This window comes from Rhodococcus sp. Leaf225, from assembly GCF_001426145.1.
GTDB lineage: Bacteria > Actinomycetota > Actinomycetes > Mycobacteriales > Mycobacteriaceae > Rhodococcoides.
Genome location: NZ_LMRN01000007.1, coordinates 73,377 through 90,038 on the forward strand (window position 1 = coordinate 73,377; position 16,662 = coordinate 90,038).

Consider the following 16,662-nt stretch of genomic DNA (forward strand, 5'->3'; position numbering starts at 1 on the left):
GTGCCTCGCCGGCTCAGATCGCGTGGAACGCCCTCCGCGCTGTCGCTGCCAGTGCTGCTCGTCGGCGGTCGTGGTCGGACGCGCTCTCACCCGCGTGCGCGGTGTGGACGATCGCAGACTGCGCCCATGTGGCGGCGAGCGACACCAGCATCGACCAGAGATCCTCCGCCGCGACGTCGTCGACGAGAGTGCCCCGCTTCTGTGCGTCGCGGATGGCGTCCAACTCGGCGCGACCGGCATCCTCGCGGTGCGCGAAGAGGGGGCCGATCGGAGTCCGCTCCAACCGCGCCCAGGTCACCAGGCGCACCAGCTCGGGATCGCCGAGGTACATGTCGTAGAGGGCCGCGACGTATCCGGGCAGGTCGTCCGCGTCGAGCGGGACGTCCGCCATGTCGACGTCCACCCGGTTGTCGAATACCGCGTCGAACAGTGCCTGTTTGCTGCCGAAGTACGCATAGATCTGCGACTTGTTGATGGCGGCGTTCGCAGCGATGCGGTCGACGCGCGCCCCCGCGATGCCGTGCTCGGCGAACTCGGCCGTCCCTGCACGGAGTATTCGTCGTCTCGTCTCGGCGGCGTCACCCATGGGTCGAGCCTACGCAGTGACCAACTGGTTGGTCACTTCGATCGTTCTCGGTTACGCTTCCAACTAACCAGTTGGTTGTCACCGACCGGTCCACGTCGAAGGGACATCCAGTGAGAACCGTGGCCGCCTACAGCGCATCCGCACCCGGAGCCCCGTTGATCCGGGACTCGGTGGAGCGACGGGACCTGCGGGCCGACGACGTCGCCGTGCTCGTGAGCCACTGCGGTGTGTGCCATTCCGATCTGCACGCGCTCCGGGACGACGCGGGGTCCTTCCCGCTCACCCCGGGCCACGAGTTCGTCGGAACGGTGCTCGACGTGGGCAGCGGCGTCACGGACTTCGCCCCTGGGGACCCCGTGGCCGTCGGCAACATCGTCGACTCGTGCGACGTGTGCGACATGTGCGCTGCGGGGCAGGAGAACTACTGCCGTGAGTTCCCCACCCTCACCTACGGCGGGCGGGACCGCGTCGACGGATCGACGACGGCAGGAGCCTTCTCGGCGGAGTACGTCGTGCGGGATCGGTTCGTCTACCACCGGCCGAAAGGCCTCGATGCGGCCGCGGTCGCTCCCCTGATGTGCGCGGGCATCACGGTGTGGGAGCCGTTGCGCCGCTGGAACATCGGTCCCGGCTCTCGTGTCGGTGTTGCCGGAATCGGTGGCCTCGGTCATCTCGCCGTGCGATTCGCGGCGGCGCTGGGCGCCGAGGTCACCGTGTTCACCACCTCGTCGGCCAAGGCGGAGGAGGCGCGGGAACTGGGTGCTCACCACACCGTACTGTCGACCGACGACGCCGCGATGGCGGCGGTGCAGGGCGGACTGGATCTCGTCGTCGACTGCATCCCGGTCGCTCACGATCCGCAGCCGTACCTCGCGAGCCTGGCGCTCGACGGAACCCTCTGTCTGGTGGGCCACCTCGGCTCGGTCTCGATCGAGACGGTGGATCTCCTGGTCGGTCGCAAATCGGTGAGCTCGTCCGGCAGCGGTGGTCGCCGGCACACGCAGGAGATGCTCGACTTCTGCGGCGACCACGGCATCACCGCGCAGGTGGAGGTGCTGCCGTCGGCCCTCGTCGGCATCGCTCTCGATCGCCTCGAGGCCGGAGACGTGCGCTACCGGTTCGTGCTCGACATGGGTGATCTGGTCGGCGACGGCACACCCGCCTGAGGGTTGCGGAATCGGGGCGCGGGGCATTCAGGGCGTGACCCGACCACCGATCAGAGAGCAGGACCCCGCGATGACGATGCCCAGTGATGCTGCGGACGCCGTGCCCGCCGCCGGAAGCAACGACGGACCGCGCGAGCACGAGCAGGACACCGAGCACACCGCGTACGTCGACGAGGAGAACGTGCCGCACCCCGGGGATGCGAACACCGACTCCTGATCGGCGACCGTGGGTATCGACACCAGCGGGAAGACGCTGACACTCACCATCGGACACGACGAGTTGATCGTCCGTCACCGGTGGGAAGTGGTCAGCATCGTCAACGACATCGCGATCGCGGTGTGGTTCATCGCGGGCAGTGTGCTGTTCTTCAGTGAGTCGACCACCGAGCTCGGAACAGTCCTCTTCCTTGTCGGGAGCATCGAGTTGCTCGTCCGGCCTGTCATCCGCCTCGTTCGACGGGTGCACATTCGGCGTGTACGTGGTGCGTCCGACGGAGTGGACAGCCTCGATTTCTGAGTGTCGTCGGGAGACAGCAAAAGGTGCCCTCGTAGGGACTCCCTCGCGTGCGATCACGTCTCTAGCGTTGGTGGGGCCAGACCAACCCTCCGACGTGACGAGGTACCAACCGTGAAGAGACCGTTCGTGATTGCCGCGCCGGCGGTCGCTGTGCCCGCACTGGGCGCGGCGTGGACGGCGTCGGAGGAGGCGAGCCCGCTGGTGGGGGAGTGGCGCATGACCGGGCTCGGCGTTCGATCCTGCAGGGGTACGAGTCGTTCCACGGTGATCTCGTGACCGAGTCCGACGGAACCTCGGGGACCTTCACGATCTCGGTGGAGTCGGCTCTGGCGCGCGATCTCATCGGGCAGACCCTTCATCGTGCTCACGAGGTGGACGGTGACACTCTCGTTCCGACACCGAGCGATCCTGCCGACGGCTTCCGGGCCACCTACGAGCGTGGATGACGCGCCGCGGAGCGATTGCCCTCGCGTCCGCAGTCTCTCTGCTCGCCGGCTGCTCGGCTGAGAGCGACACCGTCGGTGCGGCTGCCTCGTCACCGACGACCACGCGGCCGACCGCCGCAGAACGGAACGGAGAGACGATGCGCATCGCGATCGACGTCGAGGGCACCACGGTGATCGGAACGCTGAACGACAGTGTGGCGGCCCGCGATCTCGCGGCACTTCTGCCCGTGACGGTGGAGATGTCGGATCACGGCGGCGTGGAGAAGACGGGTCCGCTGCCGGCGGTGCTGAGCACGGACGGGTCTCCCGCAGGGGCGGATCCCGATCCCGGCGACATCGGGTACTACGCGCCGTCGAACGACGTCGTTCTGTACTACGGCGATCAGCGCTACTTCCCCGGCATCGTCGTACTCGGGACCATGGACCCGTCGGGAGTCGGCGTGGTCGGTGCGCTCGGTGGCACGGTGACGGTGACCATCACGTCGGCCGACTGATCGCGCCTGGCCTCACCACGGCCCATGTCTTCGGAGCCGAGCGTGAGTGCGGACGGTCCCGGGGCGCATACTTACCGGATGCCCCCCAACGCGAAGCGCACGATTCTGAGCAACGGCGCCGACCGCGTCACCGTCTTCCACGACGGGAGGGTGAAGGTCACCTCAAGTTCGCACGTCTGGGACATCGTCGATCGCGGACGCCACAGTGCCCTCGGCCAGTACGTCACCCTCGCGCCCGCACCGGCCCGCCACGCGGACGTACGAGCGGACGACCGCGAGGCCGCGCCGGGCACCCCCGACTTCGTCGCCGAACTGAACCCGGAGTTGGGGTCGGCCGTCGCCGGAACCGCAGCGGCCACGAACGGCACCTTCGTCCAGTTCGTGCACGACGGGACCATCATCGTCGGCAACGACGGTCGCGACCTCGCCGAGACGTTCAACACCGGTCGCGAGGCCACCGAGGAGGCCGCTGCGGAACGCGGTGGCGCGGTGACCGTGACGTTCAAGGGGTCGTATCGGCCGCGTGACATCCGTGAGCACGACTGGCTGATCGAGATCCCCGTGAACGAGAAGCCGTTCAGCAATCGCCTCTACCGGGGGGACTACGAGAACTCGGAGAACAAGGTGGGTCCGCACCGCAGGTAGTTCACAGTCCACCGGCCACCCGGAGCACCGCACCCGTCACGTAACTCGCGTCCTCGGACATGAGCCAGACGACGGCTCCCGCGATGTCGTCGACGGTGCCCGCTCGACCGAGCGGCACCGTCGGGGCGACCTGCGCGGGCCGGTCCGGCTCCTGGTGGAAGTCGGTCCAGATCGTGCCGGGCGACACGGCGTTCACGCGGATCGCGGGGGCAAGTTCTTTCGACAGTCCGAGTGTCAGTGCGTCGACTCCGGCTTTCGCTGCCGCGTAGTGGACGTACCTCGACGGACTTCCGAGCGTCGCGGCCGCGGACGAGATCGAGACGATCGATCCACCGCCCTGTCTCATGAGTGCTGCCTGCGCGAACTTGCAGCAGACGATCACTCCGAAGAGGTCGACGTCGAGGTCCCGGTGGATCGCCGCGAGGTCGTTGTCCTCGAGCCGCCCCACTGCGGTGGCCGCGCCGGCGTTGTTCACCACCCCGGTCACCGGCCCGAACGTCTCCGCTGCCGCGAAGAACGCGGCGACGGAATCCTCGTCGACGATGTCGACCGCGCAGCACACCGCGCGGCGACCGAGGGCTGTGACGTCAGCTGCGACGGCGTCGGCCGAGTCCGCGTCGGAGTGGTAGCCGATCACCACGTCCCACCCGGCGCGGGCCAGGGCCAGGCTGATGGCCCGTCCGATCCCGCGTCCACCGCCGGTCACGATGGCGACCCTCGTGTCAGTCATGGGCACAGTCAACCCCGTCGGTTCCGGTGTTGCCGAAGGAATCGGAGCGCGGAACCCTCGACATGCCGCTGTCACCGCATCGGATAGTGCTGGCGCCAGCGTTCGAGGAATCTCGTCAACTCGGCCACACCCGACGACGCCGGCGAGGTCGTACGCCAGGCCACGTGCCCGTCCGGGCGGACCAGCACGGCTCCCTTCTCGCCGACCTCCAGCAGGTCGATCAGTCGACGTCGGTCTGCGGGATCCGGTGCGTCGACGGGGGCCACCACGACGCCCGGGCCCACGATGCGGTGAGTGCCGAGCTCGTTCTCCCACCCGTCGTCGTCGAGGGCGAGGAGGGTCAACGAGGTCCGGTGGAGTACGTCGTGGATGCCCGTGGTGAGCCCGCGCGTCGAGATCATCGCGTGGGGAAGCCGGGCGCCGGGGTAGGTGGTGGGGAGATAGTCGACCACGTCCTCGGGCGGCCGCACTGCAGGGTCGTCGTCGGCGACGAGGTCGCTCGTGTGCAGATAGCCGAACTGCAGACCGGTGGAGACGAAGTGTTCGATCTGACCGGGCAACGCCTCCGCGATCTGCCCGCGCAGTGCCGTCGAACCCGGAGCCCGAGGATGCAGTCGCCGCGCTCGACGCATCTGCCGACGCATCATCGCCGTGGCCATCGGCGCGACGAGCCGGTCGGGGAGCGACACGAGCGGTGCACGTGCCGCGACCCGGGTCGCGACCGCGAGCATCCTGTTGGTGATGCCGATGCGTCCACCGATGTCGTCGAGCCGGAAATGGTTGGCCACACTCTGCTCCGCGAACTTCTCCACCACCGGTCGGCGTTCCGTCTCGTAGGTGTCGAGCAGAGTGGGAGAGGCAGTGCCGGACAGCACCGCGTCGAGCTTCCACGCGAGATTGTGCGCGTCCTGCACCCCGGAGTTCAGGCCGAAGCCGCCGGTGTGCGGGAACCGATGCGCAGCGTCACCGAGGAGCAGGAGCCGCCCGCGGCGGAACGAGTCCGCGGTCTGCGACGTCATCACCCAGGTGCCGGTCGACTCCAGCTCGAAGTCTTTGTCACCGAGCACCTTCGGCAACATGTCGGCCCAGAACTGGCGGCTGTTCGCGGCGATCTCCTGGGCCGGGTGCAGGTAGGCCGTCATGAGGATGTACCGGTGATCGGCGTGCGATATCAGGACGCCGCACAGATCCGGCGTGTAGATCCAGCTCAGAAGTGGACGAGCGTCGTCCGGGAACAGCGTGTGCGAGGTGAAGAACGCGCTGCCCATGTTCGCCAGGACCGGCCCGTCGAGGTCGATTCCACTGGCATCGCGAACAGGGCTGTTGGCCCCGTCGCACCCCAAGACGTACCGAGCGGTCAGCTCTCCGTCGTCATCTCCACTGCGCGTTCGCACTCGGGCGACCTCGGGTGTGGACTCGACATCCAGAACCGTGACGCCGCGGCGGAAGTCGATGAGCGGGTCCTCGTCCAGCGCGTTCCACAGCACGGGCATGAGCAGGTGCTGTCCGATGTGCGAGACCATGTACGGGCTCTGGCTCTCGACGACTGCTTTCCGCTCGGGATCGGACAGCAGGTCGATGGACCCGATGGGGCCGTCGTCGATGCCGCCGAACCAACTGATGAGGTTCACCTCGTCGTGCGGAGGCGACATCGACGCGATGACCGACGCGAGATCGGGGCTGTACTCGTGCCAGATCTCGAGCGTGCGGGCATTGATCACGTGTGCGGCCGGATGGAAGAGCGGCGTGGCTCGACGCTCCAGGACAGCGGTGCGGATACCCCTGCGAGCCAACAGCAGTGCGGCTGTGGCGCCTGCCGGACCCGCGCCGACGATCACCACCGGAGTCGTCATCGGACGACGGTCCGCTGAGTGCCGAGGTCGATGGTGCCGTCGGCCGTGCGGATGGTGGCGGTCACGACGTCGTCGACGGAGAGATAATGGGGATTGCGCGCCTGTCGAGCGAAGAAGATCTTCCACTTGACCGTCGGCGGAAGGAGTTCGCCGATCTTCTGCACGATCTTCGGTGGGGCGGAGATGGCGGTTCCGACGGGCGTGCCCGTCAGGAGAACGTCTCCTGCGGAGAGGGATTGGAAACGAGACAGGCGGGTGAGTGCCTCGGCGGGTGGCGTGATCAGGTCATCGCCGATGGTCTGATCCTGACGGACGTCGCCGTTGACGGACAGGGTCATGTGCAACTCGGGAAGCCGCGCCCAGTCCGCTGCGTCGAACAGGACGAGTCGCGGGCCGAGTGGCGTGAAGGTGGGATAGGACTTGCTCTCGTAGACCTGGACGCGGGTCAGCTGGATCTCGCGCGCCGACACGTCGTCGGCCACGACCACCCCCGCGGCGTAGTGCGGCAGGGTGTCCTGCGTGACCGTGGTCCCGACAGGGACGTCCGCCCCGATGACGATGCCCAGCTCGATCTCGTGATCCAGCAGGGCGACGTCGGCGGGTTGGCGGATCGGATCGTTGGGGCCGCTGATGGAGGCCGACGATTTCCGGAAGAACGTGGGGTACAGCGTTGCCGGGTCGGCTCCGATGTCCAGCGCGTGCGACCGGTAGTTGAGCAACTGAGCCACGACGCGGCACGGTGCGGTGATCGGCGAGAGGACGTCGAGATCCGCCGCGACGGCGTCCTCGCCGTGTGCGCTCTCGACGGCCGCACGATCGGCGAGCAGATCACGGGTGGTGTCGGCCGTGGTGTCGATGCGGGCCGCGGTCTCACCGTGCAGGCGCCACCATCCCTCGGCAGTGCGAACAATGTTCACGGGCATGGTGATTCGCTTTCTCGAGAAGGGATCACAAGGTACGGAACGAGATGGTCTTCTTGTTCGCCACGACCGGCCGGCCCGGCCTGGTCCCGGCCTCCCGCCGCCGCAGCTCCTTCGGCGACTCGCCGTTGCGCAGTCGGCTCAGCAGGTAGTCGGGATCGATGTTCACGCCGATCGGATTGCGGGCGAACTCGTCGCTGTAGAAGAACGCCGCGGTGTGATCCGGGTCGAAGTTCTCCACCTGGAACTCGAGTCGGATGCCGTCGGGATCCTCGTAGTAGAGGGAGATGGTCGGGCCGTGGTTGATGGACCAGACCGGGCGGATGCCCTGGCGCTTCAACCGCACGTAGTTCTCGAGCAGCCGTTCGAGGGACGTGAAGGTCAGCGCGATGTGGTCGATGCCGTAGACCTTGCGCTTGAGCCTCGCGAGCGGGAAGAGAAGCCGCAGAACCGGGGGCACGGCGATGATCGCCAGGCGGTGCGACTCGTCGTCCCAGGTCAGGAACGTGATCTCGTTGTCCTGATACGCGACCTGCGCCCCGAAGACGGTGCCGTACCACCGCACCATCTCGTCGGTGCGAGTCGATTTCACCACCCAGTGGGCGATGCGATCCGGTCCGTGCCTGCCGAGACCGGCCGAGCCGGTGTGGTCACCCGTCGCGTTCATCGTCGCCTCTCGCCGTGGGGAAGTGACCGCGACGCTACGAGCACTTTGACTGTCAGTCAAGAAATTGACTTGTGCTCGAGGTGCAGGGCGGGGTGCACTACCCTCGGTGCCATGTCCGCGAACCCCCCCGACGGCGCGCGTCGTCCGCGACGGGATCGTCGACAGGCACTCATCGATGCGGCCATCGCCCTCATGAGCGAGGGCGGCGACGCGGACATCAGCGCGGCCGCCATCTCCCGGCGGGCCGACGTGGCACACGGGTTGCTGTTCTACTACTTCACCGACAAGCAGGGCTTGGTGGCTGCGGCGCTCGCAGACGTGTTGTCGCGCTTGATGCATCACCAGAGTCCGAGGGCGGACGAGCAGACTCCGGAGCAACGCCTCGACGGTTTCGTCCGACGGCACATCGAGTTCCTGGAGAACCATCGGACGCTGTACGTCCGCGTCGTCGTCGAGGGCGTGCTGGGCGATCCGGCCGTCGAACGGGCGCTCCGCGAGGCACGTGCGGCAGGCGCGCGTCAGGTGGCGGACATCGTCGGACTGGAGCAGCCCCTGACTCCGGTGATGCAGACGGCGGTCGTCGCCTGGACGGGATTTCTCGACCGGGCGGCTGACGAGTACGTCGAGCGCGACGACCTGTCGCTCGACGACGTCGTGGACCTCGTGGTGAGAGCCTTCGGCGTGGTCACCGGGCACTGACGCCGCGCATCCCTCGCGGCGGTGGGCACGTGCACAACGCATCGTGCTGCGCCGTGTCGCGACAGCCATCGTGCGCGACGCTCCCGAAGGCCACACTCGAGTGATCGATACCGTCGTCCGGCGAGGAGTGGCACGTGATCATGATGCTGCGCTGGGTCCTCCGCATGCACTCGTTCGGACGGACGGCGCGAGTGGGTGATCCTCTCGAGACACGGTTCCGCGTACTCCCGGCGGATCTCGACATCCTGATGCACATGACCAACGGCCGGTACCTGTCCGTTCTGGACGCGGCCCGCATCGCGTACTACGCGAGAACCGGTCTGTGGCACCAATTCCGCGTGCGGGGCTGGAGTCCCGTCGTCACGGCGCAGAGCATCACCTACCGGCGCTCGCTGACCTTCCCGCGTGCGTATCGCGTGCGGACCCGTCTGATCGGTACCGATGCCAAGAACCTGTACTTCGAGCAGGTCTTCCACATTCGCGACGTCGACCATGCCACCGCGGTGGTGTCCGTCCGACTGACCGATCGGGGCGGCGGGTCGGTGCCGCCGGCGCGGATCCTCGCTCTCGACGGCACGTTCGTGCTGCCCGACCGCATCCCGACAGCAGTCGCGGAATGGTCGGAGTTCGCCCGTCACCACCACGCAGGGAAAGAGGGTCAGTGATGACATCGTCCGGGACCACCACGAGTTCCGACCACCACACGCTGGCGGTCGTCGGCTCGGGTTTCGCGGGAGTCGGAGCAGCGATCGGGCTGGCACCGTTGCACCAGGGGAGCGTCGTCATCTTCGAGCGCGCGGCGACGCTCGGCGGGGTGTGGCGCGACAACGACTATCCGGGTGCTGCGTGCGACGTCCAGAGCCTCCTCTATTCGTTCTCGTTCGCTCCCAGCCACCGGTGGCGTCACACCTACGCACGGCAGCCCGAGATCCGCGAGTACCTCGACCGGGTGGCGCGGGACCACGGGTTGCTCCCGCGACTCCGGACGCAGTGCCCGGTCACGTCCCTCACCTGGGACGCGAGCGCGGCGCGATGGACTCTCGAGACGCCGCGCGGGACGTCGACCGCGGATCACGTCGTTCTCGCCACGGGATCCCTCGCCGACCCCTCTCTCCCCGCCGTCGACGGCATCGAGTCCTTCGCGGGTCCGATGTTCCACTCGTCGCAGTGGGACCACGACACGGATCTGACGGGTATGCGCGTCGCCGTCGTCGGTACCGGTGCCTCCGCGATCCAGTTCGTCCCGAGAATCCAACCGCTGGTGGAGTCCCTGACCCTGTTCCAGCGCACGGCACCGTGGGTGATGCCGCGCGACGACAAGCCCATCTCCGCACGCACGCGGACCCTGCTGAAGTCGGTTCCCGGATACCAGCGTGCTGCGCGCGCGGCCATCTACCTCGAGCGGGAGGTGAAGCTCCTGGCCTTCCGGCACCCTGCGTTGATGGCGATGGGGGAGCGCGAGGGTCGTGCGCACCTCGCACATGCCGTGAGCGATCCTGTTCTGCGGCAGAAACTCACACCGGACTATCGGATGGGCTGCAAGCGGATCCTGTTGTCCGACGAGTACTACCCGGCCCTGGCGCAACCCAACGTGTCCGTCGAGACGGCGGGCGTGGCGACGGTGACTCCCACCGGAGTGATCGACACGAACGGCACCGCGCACGAGGTGGACGCCGTCATCTTCGGCACCGGGTTCGACACCAGTCGACTTCCGCTGACGGACAGTGTCTTCGACGGGTCGGGTCGATCGATGGCGGACACGTGGGGCGACAGTCCGCGGGCCTACCTGGGAACGACCGTCGCGGGATTCCCGAATCTCTATCTGATGCACGGACCGAACATCGCACTCGGCCACACGTCGGTGATCCTGATGTTCGAGTCTCAGATCGCATACATCGAGAAGGCGATGCGTCGTGCGATGACCGCACGCGGTTCCATCGAGCCGACCGCCCGGGCGCAGGCCGAGTACTCGACCGACATCGACGACCTCACCGACGGGACGGTGTGGACGAGCGGTGGGTGCTCGAGTTGGTACCTCGACCCCGCCGGCCGCAACAGCAACCTCTGGCCGGGCAGCATCCTCGGGTATCGACGCCGTGCCGAGCGATTCGACGAGAAGCACCACGCGGTCCACGCGGACACGGTGCCGCGATGAGCGAGCCCGTCGTCCTCCTGCACGGACTCGGCGGGTCGCCTGCGATCTGGGATCGCGTTCGACCGCTGCTCACCGGTACGGTGCTCGCGCCCGAGATCGCGGGTACCGCGTCGATCGAGCAGGACGCCCTCGACATCGCCCGGGCGGTTCGGGCCGCCGGCATCGGTCCCGCTGTCGTGGTGGGACACTCGCGCGGCGGACTCGTCGCCACGTCCCTGGCGGAGCAGTTCCCGGGCCTCGTGACCCGTCTGGTGCTGGTCGCGACTCCGCCGACCACGGCGAGTCGGCTGACGGCCAGAGGTGTCTCCGAGATGGTTCTCGGTGTGCCGGTCGTCGGCGCCGCGGTGTGGACGATGCTGCCCGAGCGCAGGCTCCGGTCCGGTCTCGCGTCGGCGTTCGCCCCCGGTGGTCCGGTTCCCGAGTTCGCGGTGCGGGACCTCGTCGCGACGGGACTGCGTCGGTTCCGCGCGTCCTCGACGGCGATCGACCACTACGTGACCGAAGCGCCGCTGAGAGAACGACTGTCGAGACTGTCCGTCCCGGTCTCACTGGTGTACGGCCTGAACGACCGACGTGTGGATCCGGCCGCGATGGCCGACAGTGCAGGCGGCCCGCGCACCACCGCGTATCCGCTGCGGCGCGAGGGGCACGGTGCCCCGTGGAGTTCGGCCGGTGCCGTGGCCGCCGTGATCGCCGGCGACGCGCACCCGAGCGAGGCCGTTCGACCCACTTCCACGGTGGCTCCGCGACTACGCCCGGTCCGGTGGACTCCACCGAGCGCGCCGGCCCGAGCACGGCAGGTGACGAGCAGGGAGCCGGTGGCGTCGATCCGGCGTCTCGAACTACCGGGCCGCGGGCCGGAGGACGTCAGGCTGGACTCGCGGGGGCGGGTACTCACCGGCCTGGAGGACGGGCGCATCGTCCGGGTCACCATCGACGACACCGGTCACGGCGTCGAGACTCTCGCGCACACGGGAGGTCGACCGCTCGGCATCACCGTCGTCGACGACGCCACGTTGCTGGTGTGCGATGCCGAACGAGGTGTTCTCCGCGTGGATCTCGGCACCGGGGTGGTCGACGTCCTTCTCGACCGACTCGACGGCGAACCGATCACCTTCGCGTCGAACATCGTCCAGGGGCGGTCGGGCAACATCTACTTCACGGTGTCCACCCGGCGGTTCGGGTTCCACGACTTCCTCGCCGATCTCCTCGAGCACTCCGGCACGGGCCGGCTGGCGGTGGTGTCGCCCGACAGCGCCGCGCGCACGCTCGTCGACGGTGTCCAGTTCGCCAACGGGCTGGCGGTCTCGGACGACGAGGATTCCGTCACCGTGATCTCGACAGGCGACTTCGCCGTACTGCGGTACCCCCTCGTCGACGGTCACGCCGGACCGCCGCATGTCGTCGCCGACAACCTGCCCGCCTTCCCCGACAACGTCTCGGTCGACGGTGACCTTCTGTGGGTGGCCCTGGCGACGCCGCGCAGCACACTGCACGATCGGGTCGCGCAGCTCCCCGGCATCGTCCGGAGGTTCGCGTACCGCCTCCCCGAGAGTGTGCGACATGGCGAGTCCACGACCTGGGTGATCGCTCTCGACTCCGGCGGCACGGTCGTGCACGACCTGCAGTCGGCATCTCCCGAGTACTCGATGGTGACCAGCGTGGTCCGACGCGGCACGCAACTGATTCTCGGAAGCATCACCGAATCCGCGCTGGCGGTCGTCGACCTCCCGCCCACGTCACAGGGGAGAGTCGAATGGTGAGCAGCCTCGACGGCCAGGTCCTCGTCGTCACGGGCGCGGCCGGAGGCATCGGTTCCGCGACGGCGCGGCGGTGCTCGGACCTCGGTGCGATCGTCGTCCTGCTCGACGTGGACGAGGGCGGTCTGACCCGCACCGCGCGGTCGCTGACGGGCCCGTGCGACACCCACGTGCTCGACGTCCGGGACGCCGATGCCTGCCGCCGAGTGATCGATACCGTCGTCGCCGAGCGGGGGCGGGTCGACATCGTGTGGGCCAATGCCGGTGTGTCGGAGTACGGTCCGCTCGACCTTCTGCCCGACGGAGCGTGGAAGCGCATGATCGACATCAACCTGATCGGTGCCCACAACATCGTGCGGGCCGCGCTCCCGGCTGTTCTGGTCTCGCGCGGCCACATCGCCTTCACGTGTTCCTGGGCGTCCTTCGCTCATCAGCCCGGCCACTCGGGCTACGCCGCGGCGAAGGCGGGGCTGGAAGCGTTCGCGAACGCCCTTCGACTGGAACTCAGCGGCACCGGAGTGCGTGTCGGATCCCTGCACCCGGGATGGATCGACACGTCGATGGTCACGGGAAAGATGGCGCAGCCCGCGTTCGCGGCCCTGCTCGCCGCCCTTCCCGGCCCGTTCGGTGCGGTCAGCCCCGTCGACGACATCGTTCCGCACATCGTCCGCGCGCTGGAGCGGCGGTCGTCGCGCATGGTGTACCCGAGAGCCGGCCGCGTCCTCATCGTCCTCCGTGCCGCGCTCCCGACGGCACCGTTCACTGCGCGGAGTCGAGCAGCAGCTCCGCGGATTCGTGCGCTCGCTGCTCGGGATGTGCGACGCTCGTGAACCGGACAGGCAGGGTGGTGGAAGAGGAGGCGCGATGAGCGACCGGACGGGTACTCCGCGGGAGCGGGAGATCGCCGCGCGCATCGCCTCCCTCGTCACCGACGCCGAGCAGGAACTCGATGCCGTCGCGTCGGACCTGACGTCGTTGTACCGCAGAAGCATTCCGGTGTACGACTCGGTGGCGCACGAGGAGGTGCAGCGCAACACGCGTGCCGTCCTGGACATCGTGCTGTGGCGAGTGCGTAGCGATGCACCTGCCGTGAACGAGCGGGACGTCGCCGATCTGGTCCGGCGGTGGGCCGATCAGCGGATCCCCCTCGAACTCGTCGCACACAGCATCCAGCTCGGTGCCCGCGAGCTGTTCAAGATGATCCGGCGCAACGCCGTCGAGCAGCAGTTGTCGACCGATGTCATCGACGACATGCAGGACATGATGTGGGAGTGGGCCACGTCGTACTCGGCCGCCGTGAACACGGTGATGCAGGAACGAGCGGTCACGGGTGCCACCCGGCGTGCGGATCTCATCCGGCAGCTCGTCGACGGGTCGTACGTGCCCGCGTCCGTCGAGCGGGACGCCCGTGAGCACGGTATCGCGCTCGATCACCACTACAGCGTCGCCTGTGTGACCTGGAACGACTCGTCGATCGTGTCGGACATCCGGTCGATGCTGCGACTACGTTGCGGCACCGATGATCTCGGCGTGGTGGACGCGGTCATCGACGGCTGTCTCGTCGCCCTTCTGCCCGTGGTTCCGGACCGCCTCGCGGCCTCGGTGGCGGTCGGTCTGGGCGATGCTCGACCGGCCACGGACGCGCGCGCGTCGTACGGGCAGGCGCGGCACGCACTCGACCTCGCCACCCGCTTCGCGAGGACTGGGGTGGTCGACCTGGCCGCACTCGGACCGCTTCCTCTCCTCGCGCTGGGGGAGGAGGCCGCGGATCGACTCGCGTCCGCGCATCTGACCACGGTGGCCGAACGCGGCGAGGCGGGTCGCGAGATCCTGGACACCGTCGCGGCGTACCTCGACCATGATCGGCGCGTCGACGACACCGCCGCCGCCCTCTACGTGCATCGCAACACCGTGCGCAACAGGGTGGCGCGTTTCGGTGATCTGACGGGCCTCGACATCGACCGGACAGCCGATCTCGTCCTCGCGTGGTGGCTACTGACGCGTGAGCGCAGCGCGCGCTCGGCTCTCCAGGATCCCCCGCTCCAGTAGTGGAACCGTCTTCCGCATCTTCGGACGGAGAATCGCGTCCCACAGCGAGCCGGTGAACACACCGCGGATCTTGTCGACGCCGCGCAGAGCGCCCGGCACGTACACCTTCCGGCGGCGCCGGACGATGGCGTCGACGAACGCGTCGGCGCAGTCCTCGACGTCGGTGACGACATCGAACGGCCAGGGCAGTTCCTCGATGCTCGCCCGCACCGACTCGATGCTGTGCTGCGACTCGAACATCGGAGTCCGGACGAATGCGGGATGCGCGACCCCGACGCCGACGCCCTTGTGTGCCACCTCGAGGCGCAGTCCGCCGCCGAATGCCTCGACACCCGTCTTGGCGGCCGCGTAGGCGGACTGGCCCGGCACGGTCTTCAGGGCGGCCGCGGACGAGACCAACAGATAGAAGCCGCGCTGTGCGGTCACGGCGGGCAACGTGGCGTGCACGGTGCGGATGACGCCGTTCAGATTGATGTCGACGATGCGGGTCAGTGTCTCGACGTCGCTGATGGCGACGGTGCCGGCCTCGGCGATGCCCGCATTGGCCACCACCACGTCGAGGCACCCGTACTCCGAGAGGATCTGTGCAACAGCTGATTCGAGTGACGCGGTGTCCGTGACGTCGGCGGTCACGGCCAGGTGCCGGCCGTGAGCGCTGGTGTCCAGGCTCCCGATCACCGATGCGGGTATGTCGGATCGGTCCACGAGCACCACGTGCGCGCCCTGCGACGCGAGTCGGCGTCCGGTCTCGAGACCGATCCCGGACGCACCGCCGGTGATGAGTACGACCTTGCCTGCCATCGATGCCATGCGCTGTCCTTCACGGGTCGTCGTTCGCGGTCCCCTCAGCGTCGCCCGGCGAGCAGCCCCGCGACAGGTGCGTGACTCCACGTCGGGTCGGCCTGCGCTGTGCAGCCGCACAGCGAGCGATCGACCGGTCTGCGTAGGCCTGACGCCGATCGGGTACCCCGCGGAACGACGACAGGAGCAACTCACGTGAGTACGGACGATCTCGACCCCGGTGTCGCCGCGGCCGTACGGTCCCGCATCGCGTCCGCTGGTGAGATCCCGCTACCGGGGTCCGGTGCGACCAGGCGACGCTGGGATCTGCTGGCCGCGTGGTGCCGCGACGACGCGGTGGTCGGCCGGTTGCTCGAAGCCCACTTCGACGCCGTCGCCATCTGCGCGGAGCTGGGTGGTCCCGCGACCTCGTCCGAGCAGATGTGGGGAGTGTGGGCCGCAGAGACGCCGCCGCCCGTCAACGCGGTCTCCGACGAGCACGGTTCCTGGTCGCTGACCGGCCGGAAGATGTGGTGCTCGGGCGCCCACAGTTGCTCGCATGCGCTGGTGACGGCACGGGCGGGGGAGGACTCCGCCTTGTTCGCCGTGGCGCTGGACAGCGGCACCGTGATCCCTGAACCGAACACGTGGCACGCGACGGGTATGCGCGAGAGCGATTCCGGCGCAGTGTCTCTCGCGGGAACGCCCGCGGTCGCGGTGGGGCAACCGGGTGACTACACCGCGCGTGCCGGATTCTGGCACGGTGCGATCGGGGTGGCCGCCTGCTGGTTCGGGGTGGCACTCGCCGTCGCCGACCCGCTCTACCGCCGGGCCGCTGCGGACCGGGCCGGACCGCATGCGCTCGCGCACCTCGGAGCAGTGGACGCGGCACTGACGGCCTGTGTCAACACCTTCGACGTCGCTGCCGACGAGGTGGACCGAGACCCACTGGCTCTGGACGAGGCGAGAGTCCGCGCCATGCGGGTTCGCGCCATCGTGGAGCGGGCCTGCACCGAAGTTCTCGACCGGGTCGGCCGCGCGCTGGGTGCGGCACCCCTCGGTCTGGACGCGGAGCACTCCCGCCGGGTGGCAGACCTGACGACGTATCTTCGCCAGAGCCACGCCGAGGTCGATCTGGAGAACCTGGGCCGGGCGGTCGCGGCGTCGGGTTCCGCATCGTGAGTGTGGACAGGTT

Annotated in this window: 20 protein-coding genes; 14 read left to right on the forward strand and 6 right to left on the reverse strand. The window is 68.4% G+C overall.

From position 1 onward, the window contains the following. Nucleotides 1-13: 13 nt before the first annotated feature. Nucleotides 14-586 carry a TetR family transcriptional regulator gene (locus ASG69_RS00430; RefSeq protein WP_056446518.1) on the reverse strand — a complete coding sequence of 191 codons (573 nt, stop codon included), beginning with the start codon at nucleotides 584-586 and terminating at the stop codon, nucleotides 14-16. 110 nt (nucleotides 587-696) lie between these two features. On the opposite strand from ASG69_RS00430, the gene ASG69_RS00435 reads away from it, so the two are divergent. The 7 genes from ASG69_RS00435 (at nucleotide 697) to ASG69_RS00455 (ending at nucleotide 3,854) form a co-directional block, all read left to right on the forward strand. Further along, nucleotides 697-1,752, forward strand: coding sequence for an NAD(P)-dependent alcohol dehydrogenase (locus ASG69_RS00435; protein WP_056446522.1), 1,056 nt, complete (start codon nucleotides 697-699; stop codon nucleotides 1,750-1,752). Nucleotides 1,753-1,822: 70 nt separating this feature from the next. Further along, nucleotides 1,823-1,969: a hypothetical protein gene (locus ASG69_RS22820; protein ID WP_197027715.1), complete on the forward strand. Its 147-nt coding sequence runs from the start codon at nucleotides 1,823-1,825 to the stop codon at nucleotides 1,967-1,969. A gap of 9 nt (nucleotides 1,970-1,978) precedes the next feature. Beyond that, nucleotides 1,979-2,269, forward strand: coding sequence for a YrhK family protein (locus ASG69_RS00440; protein ID WP_056446524.1), 291 nt, complete (start codon nucleotides 1,979-1,981; stop codon nucleotides 2,267-2,269). A 111-nt stretch (nucleotides 2,270-2,380) separates the two neighbouring features. Continuing rightward, complete coding sequence (locus ASG69_RS22975) at nucleotides 2,381-2,545, forward strand: hypothetical protein (RefSeq protein WP_235578791.1); 165 nt, start codon at nucleotides 2,381-2,383, stop codon at nucleotides 2,543-2,545. Beyond that, nucleotides 2,542-2,715 (forward strand): hypothetical protein, encoded by a 174-nt coding sequence (locus tag ASG69_RS22980; protein ID WP_235578792.1) that lies wholly within the window; start codon nucleotides 2,542-2,544, stop codon nucleotides 2,713-2,715. The genes ASG69_RS22975 and ASG69_RS22980 overlap by 4 nt, the downstream gene beginning before the upstream one ends. Before the next feature lie 137 nt (nucleotides 2,716-2,852). Continuing rightward, the gene (locus tag ASG69_RS00450; RefSeq protein ID WP_235578793.1) at nucleotides 2,853-3,209 is read left to right on the forward strand and encodes a cyclophilin-like fold protein; all 357 of its coding nucleotides are present in this window, start codon (nucleotides 2,853-2,855) and stop codon (nucleotides 3,207-3,209) included. A gap of 78 nt (nucleotides 3,210-3,287) precedes the next feature. After that, nucleotides 3,288-3,854 carry a hypothetical protein gene (locus ASG69_RS00455; RefSeq protein WP_027504369.1) on the forward strand — a complete coding sequence of 189 codons (567 nt, stop codon included), beginning with the start codon at nucleotides 3,288-3,290 and terminating at the stop codon, nucleotides 3,852-3,854. Between the two features lies 1 nt (nucleotide 3,855). Here the strand turns inward: ASG69_RS00455 and ASG69_RS00460 are convergent, their stop codons facing one another. From ASG69_RS00460 to ASG69_RS00475, 4 genes are all read right to left on the reverse strand, one after another. Beyond that, nucleotides 3,856-4,584 carry an SDR family NAD(P)-dependent oxidoreductase gene (locus ASG69_RS00460; protein ID WP_056446532.1) on the reverse strand — a complete coding sequence of 243 codons (729 nt, stop codon included), beginning with the start codon at nucleotides 4,582-4,584 and terminating at the stop codon, nucleotides 3,856-3,858. 71 nt (nucleotides 4,585-4,655) lie between these two features. Further along, complete coding sequence (locus tag ASG69_RS00465) at nucleotides 4,656-6,437, reverse strand: FAD-dependent monooxygenase (RefSeq protein ID WP_056446534.1); 1,782 nt, start codon at nucleotides 6,435-6,437, stop codon at nucleotides 4,656-4,658. Continuing rightward, nucleotides 6,434-7,360, reverse strand: coding sequence for a fumarylacetoacetate hydrolase family protein (locus ASG69_RS00470; protein WP_056446537.1), 927 nt, complete (start codon nucleotides 7,358-7,360; stop codon nucleotides 6,434-6,436). The genes ASG69_RS00465 and ASG69_RS00470 overlap by 4 nt, the downstream gene beginning before the upstream one ends. Nucleotides 7,361-7,385: 25 nt before the next feature. After that, entirely contained in the window at nucleotides 7,386-8,024 is a 639-nt protein-coding gene (locus ASG69_RS00475; protein ID WP_056446539.1) for a VOC family protein, read from the reverse strand. A gap of 111 nt (nucleotides 8,025-8,135) precedes the next feature. Between ASG69_RS00475 and ASG69_RS00480 the strand changes: the two genes are divergently transcribed. The 6 genes from ASG69_RS00480 to ASG69_RS00505 all read left to right on the forward strand — a co-directional run bounded on the left by ASG69_RS00480 (nucleotide 8,136) and on the right by ASG69_RS00505 (nucleotide 14,687). Continuing rightward, on the forward strand, nucleotides 8,136-8,723 hold the full coding sequence (locus ASG69_RS00480; RefSeq protein WP_056446542.1) for a TetR/AcrR family transcriptional regulator: 588 nt from the start codon (nucleotides 8,136-8,138) through the stop codon (nucleotides 8,721-8,723). Nucleotides 8,724-8,863: 140 nt separating this feature from the next. Continuing rightward, complete coding sequence (locus ASG69_RS00485; protein WP_235578830.1) at nucleotides 8,864-9,388, forward strand: thioesterase family protein; 525 nt, start codon at nucleotides 8,864-8,866, stop codon at nucleotides 9,386-9,388. Next, nucleotides 9,388-10,878, forward strand: coding sequence for a flavin-containing monooxygenase (locus ASG69_RS00490; RefSeq protein ID WP_056446550.1), 1,491 nt, complete (start codon nucleotides 9,388-9,390; stop codon nucleotides 10,876-10,878). Before ASG69_RS00485 ends, ASG69_RS00490 begins: the two co-directional genes overlap by 1 nt. Further along, on the forward strand, nucleotides 10,875-12,641 hold the full coding sequence (locus ASG69_RS00495; protein ID WP_056446552.1) for an alpha/beta fold hydrolase: 1,767 nt from the start codon (nucleotides 10,875-10,877) through the stop codon (nucleotides 12,639-12,641). The genes ASG69_RS00490 and ASG69_RS00495 overlap by 4 nt, the downstream gene beginning before the upstream one ends. Next, nucleotides 12,635-13,468, forward strand: a complete 834-nt coding sequence (locus ASG69_RS00500) for an SDR family NAD(P)-dependent oxidoreductase (protein ID WP_056446555.1) — start codon at nucleotides 12,635-12,637, stop codon at nucleotides 13,466-13,468. The genes ASG69_RS00495 and ASG69_RS00500 overlap by 7 nt, the downstream gene beginning before the upstream one ends. A gap of 34 nt (nucleotides 13,469-13,502) precedes the next feature. Then, nucleotides 13,503-14,687, forward strand: coding sequence for a PucR family transcriptional regulator (locus ASG69_RS00505; RefSeq protein WP_056446558.1), 1,185 nt, complete (start codon nucleotides 13,503-13,505; stop codon nucleotides 14,685-14,687). On the opposite strand, the gene ASG69_RS00510 is transcribed toward ASG69_RS00505, so the two are convergent. Next, complete coding sequence (locus ASG69_RS00510) at nucleotides 14,631-15,497, reverse strand: short-chain dehydrogenase/reductase (protein ID WP_027504363.1); 867 nt, start codon at nucleotides 15,495-15,497, stop codon at nucleotides 14,631-14,633. The genes ASG69_RS00505 and ASG69_RS00510 overlap by 57 nt on opposite strands. Nucleotides 15,498-15,683: 186 nt before the next feature. On the opposite strand from ASG69_RS00510, the gene ASG69_RS00515 reads away from it, so the two are divergent. Next, nucleotides 15,684-16,649, forward strand: a complete 966-nt coding sequence (locus ASG69_RS00515; RefSeq protein WP_373425242.1) for an acyl-CoA dehydrogenase — start codon at nucleotides 15,684-15,686, stop codon at nucleotides 16,647-16,649. Nucleotides 16,650-16,662: the final 13 nt, after the last annotated feature.

What these genes read in the sequence shown, in the direction of transcription:
- ASG69_RS00430 (WP_056446518.1), bottom strand. Translation starts at nt 586, where the DNA reads ATGGGTGACGCCGCCGAGACGAGACGACGAATACTCCGTGCAGGGACG.
- ASG69_RS22820 (WP_197027715.1), top strand. Translation starts at nt 1,823, where the DNA reads ATGACGATGCCCAGTGATGCTGCGGACGCCGTGCCCGCCGCCGGAAGC.
- ASG69_RS00450 (WP_235578793.1), top strand. Translation starts at nt 2,853, where the DNA reads ATGCGCATCGCGATCGACGTCGAGGGCACCACGGTGATCGGAACGCTG.
- ASG69_RS00455 (WP_027504369.1), top strand. Translation starts at nt 3,288, where the DNA reads ATGCCCCCCAACGCGAAGCGCACGATTCTGAGCAACGGCGCCGACCGC.
- ASG69_RS00460 (WP_056446532.1), bottom strand. Translation starts at nt 4,584, where the DNA reads ATGACTGACACGAGGGTCGCCATCGTGACCGGCGGTGGACGCGGGATC.
- ASG69_RS00465 (WP_056446534.1), bottom strand. Translation starts at nt 6,437, where the DNA reads ATGACGACTCCGGTGGTGATCGTCGGCGCGGGTCCGGCAGGCGCCACA.
- ASG69_RS00470 (WP_056446537.1), bottom strand. Translation starts at nt 7,360, where the DNA reads ATGCCCGTGAACATTGTTCGCACTGCCGAGGGATGGTGGCGCCTGCAC.
- ASG69_RS00475 (WP_056446539.1), bottom strand. Translation starts at nt 8,024, where the DNA reads ATGAACGCGACGGGTGACCACACCGGCTCGGCCGGTCTCGGCAGGCAC.
- ASG69_RS00480 (WP_056446542.1), top strand. Translation starts at nt 8,136, where the DNA reads ATGTCCGCGAACCCCCCCGACGGCGCGCGTCGTCCGCGACGGGATCGT.
- ASG69_RS00485 (WP_235578830.1), top strand. Translation starts at nt 8,864, where the DNA reads ATGATGCTGCGCTGGGTCCTCCGCATGCACTCGTTCGGACGGACGGCG.
- ASG69_RS00490 (WP_056446550.1), top strand. Translation starts at nt 9,388, where the DNA reads ATGACATCGTCCGGGACCACCACGAGTTCCGACCACCACACGCTGGCG.
- ASG69_RS00495 (WP_056446552.1), top strand. Translation starts at nt 10,875, where the DNA reads ATGAGCGAGCCCGTCGTCCTCCTGCACGGACTCGGCGGGTCGCCTGCG.
- ASG69_RS00500 (WP_056446555.1), top strand. Translation starts at nt 12,635, where the DNA reads ATGGTGAGCAGCCTCGACGGCCAGGTCCTCGTCGTCACGGGCGCGGCC.
- ASG69_RS00505 (WP_056446558.1), top strand. Translation starts at nt 13,503, where the DNA reads ATGAGCGACCGGACGGGTACTCCGCGGGAGCGGGAGATCGCCGCGCGC.
- ASG69_RS00510 (WP_027504363.1), bottom strand. Translation starts at nt 15,497, where the DNA reads ATGGCATCGATGGCAGGCAAGGTCGTACTCATCACCGGCGGTGCGTCC.